Annotated in this window: 3 protein-coding genes; all 3 read left to right on the forward strand. The window is 62.4% G+C overall.

All coding sequences use genetic code 11. The annotated features are described in order from the left end of the window. Positions 1 to 61: 61 nt before the first annotated feature. Positions 62 to 865, forward strand: a complete 804-nt coding sequence (locus AC6FTP_RS26560) for an aminotransferase class IV (RefSeq protein WP_497209914.1) — start codon at positions 62 to 64, stop codon at positions 863 to 865. A gap of 7 nt (positions 866 to 872) precedes the next feature. Next, on the forward strand, positions 873 to 1571 hold the full coding sequence (locus AC6FTP_RS26565) for a CDP-alcohol phosphatidyltransferase family protein (RefSeq protein ID WP_497209915.1): 699 nt from the start codon (positions 873 to 875) through the stop codon (positions 1569 to 1571). A gap of 221 nt (positions 1572 to 1792) precedes the next feature. Next, positions 1793 to 3022 (forward strand): ATP-binding protein (locus tag AC6FTP_RS26570; protein WP_497209916.1); only part of this gene is annotated, 1230 nt, incomplete at its 3' end.

Raw genomic sequence — 3022 nt, forward strand, 5'->3', positions numbered from 1 at the left:
GCAGGCATGAAGATGGCTGGATGGGGGCATGTACACGATGGTCTGGCTGAACGGCTCTCTGATGCCTCTGCACGAGGCGCGCATCTCCCCCCTCGATCATGGGCTTTTGGTCGGCGATGGGGTTTTCGAGACGCTCGTCGCCCGCCATGGACAGCTCTTTGCCGTGCATGAGCACTGGGAGCGCCTCGTCCATTCCTGCGTGATCATGGGCCTGAAGCCCGTGCCCGAGGAGGAGTTCATGACGGCCATGCAGGCCGTGCTGGAGGCCAACCAGCTCCCGAATGCCCGTGTCCGCTTCACTTTGACCAGTGGGGATGGCCCGCTAGGATCGGATCGTGGAGACAGCGCTGGCACGGTGCTCGTGACCTCCTCCGCTCTGAACACCTGGCCTCCCACGGAGCGCGTCGCTCTTTCGCCCTGGCCTCGGCTGGAGAACGGGGCTCTCACCGGGGTGAAAAGCACCTCCTATGGCGACAACGTCCGTGCGCTGGTCCATGCCAAGTCACGCGGCTGTGGCGAGGCCCTGCTGGCGAACACGCGCGGGGAACTCTGCGAGGGCACGGGCAGCAATGTCTTCATCGTCCTGGACGGCAAATTGGTCACGCCGCCGTTGTCCTCCGGTTGCCTCGCTGGGGTGACCCGGAAGCTGGTCATCCAGGCCTGTGCTCAAATCGGTCTGCCCTGCGCTGAGGTCGCCATCCCCACCGCCGTCCTGGCCGAGTGCGAGGAGGCCTTCCTCACTTCCTCGACCCGCGATGTCCATCCCATCGCCGAGATCGATGGTCGCGCCCTTTCCACTCCCGGTCCCATCACCGCCCAGGTGCAGGCCGCCTTCCAGCAGATCGCCGTCCACCACTACACCTGATCCCTCCATGGACACTCCGAAGCCCGTCGGCCCGCGCCGTGAACTCAAATCCCGCAACACCGCCTGGGCTCGTGCCCTGGCCCGCATGGCCTGTGCTTCCGGCATCACGCCGAATGCCATCTCTCTCTTCAGCGTGGCTTTTTCCGCCGCTGCCTTCGGTTGTTTCTGGCTGGCCCCGGACATGAAAACACCGGGCACCGCCGCCCTTCTTTGGGTGGCTGCGGCGGTCTGCATCCAGCTCCGCCTGCTGTGCAATCTGCTCGATGGCATGGTGGCCGTGGAGGGTGGCAAGGCATCTCCCACCGGACCCATTTATAATGAGGTGCCAGACCGCGTGGCCGATGTGTTGATCCTCGTCGGTGCCGGTTACAGCACGAACGTGGAGCCCGGCGTGATCAAGATGTTTGGCGAACTGCCGCTCGGCTGGACCTGCGCGGTGCTCGCCATGGGCACTGCCTATCTCCGGCTGCTCCAGGGCACGCTGACCGCCCAGCAGAGCTTCATGGGGCCGATGGCGAAACAGCACCGCATGGCTGTGCTCACCCTGGGCACTCTCGCCGCCGCCGGGCAGCAGCTCTTTTATGCCGAAGTCGCCGGACCGCAGATCCAAGGGCTGATGTTTGCCCTCGTCATCATCTTCGTCGGAGCCATCATCACCTGCCTGCGCCGACTGAATCTGATCGCCCGGCAATTGCACGCGAAGTGAAGATCCCCTGCCCTCAGATGCTGCGTTGCCTGAGCTACAGGATTGACATGATTCACAGGATGAACAGGATTTTTTCAGACCTGTGAATCCTGTAGCAAAAAGACCCCTATCACCTGGGTGCATAAGCCCTGCCAGATGCGCTGAACACCATCACCGCATTTGACTCCTGCTCATCTTCCTTCTACCAGCCGGTAGCAACCACCGCGTCCCCTTCCCTTTCCATGGCCACACCCGCTCACAACTACACCGAAGACAGCATCAAGTCCCTCGACTGGCGCCAGCACATCCGCCTGCGCCCCGGCATGTACATCGGCAAGCTGGGCGACGGCTCTCAGCCGGAGGACGGCATCTACGTCCTGCTGAAGGAAGTCGTGGATAACTGCATCGACGAGCACGTCATGGGCTACGGGAAGATCATCGAGATCGAGATCACGGAGGACAATCTCTGCACCATCCGCGACTACGGGCGCGGCGTCCCGCTGGGCAAGCTGCTGGAGTGCTCCGCGCAGATCAATACAGGCGCGAAGTATGACAGCGAGGTCTTCAAGCGCTCCGTGGGCCTCAACGGCGTGGGTATCAAGGCGGTGAATGCGCTGTCGGAGTTCTTCGAAATCCAGGCCGTGCGTGAGAAGCAGACCCGCGCCATCGAGTTCTGTCGGGGCGAGGTCAAGTTCGAGATGGCCAAACCCAAGCCAACCGAAGAGGCGGATGGCACGCGCATCTCCTTCCGCCCAGACCCGGAGTCCTTCTCGCCCAAGGTGAAATACAATCTGGATTTCATCCGCGAAATGCTGCGCTACTACGCCTGGCTGAACCCTGGGCTCACGCTGAAGCTCAACGGCGAATCCTTCAAATCCAAGGAAGGCCTGCGCGACCTGATCGCTGCGAAGCTCACCGAGTCGCCTCAGTATCCGGTGATCCATCTCGATGGCACGGATGTCGAGATCGCCTTCACGCACGGCACCGGTTACGGCGAGGAATTCTACACCTTCGTCAACGGCCAGCACACCACCCAGGGCGGCACCCACCTCGCTGCCTTCCGTGAGGCCGTGGTTCAGGAGTGCCGTGAGTTCTACAAGAAGCAGTTCGAGCCCAGCGATGTCCGCACTGGCATCATCGCCGCCATTTCGGTGAAGGTGCAGGAGCCCGTCTTCGAGTCGCAAACGAAGACGAAGCTCGGCTCCACCCACATGGAGCCGAACGGGCGCAACCTCCGCACCCACATCATCAACACGGTGGTGAAGGAGCTGGACAACTACCTGCACAAGCGCGCCGAAGTGGCGAAGTCCCTCCAGGACAAGATCCTGGCGAACGAGAAGGAGCGCAAAGAGATCAGCGGCATCCAGAAGGCCGCCCGTGAAAACGCCCGCAAGGCCAAGGTCCACAACAAGAAGCTGCGCGACTGCCGCATCCATCTCGACACGAAGGACAAGCGCCGCGAGGAGAGCACC

This window comes from Prosthecobacter sp., from assembly GCF_044378005.1.
In the GTDB taxonomy this organism is placed as follows: Bacteria; Verrucomicrobiota; Verrucomicrobiia; order Verrucomicrobiales; family Verrucomicrobiaceae; genus Prosthecobacter.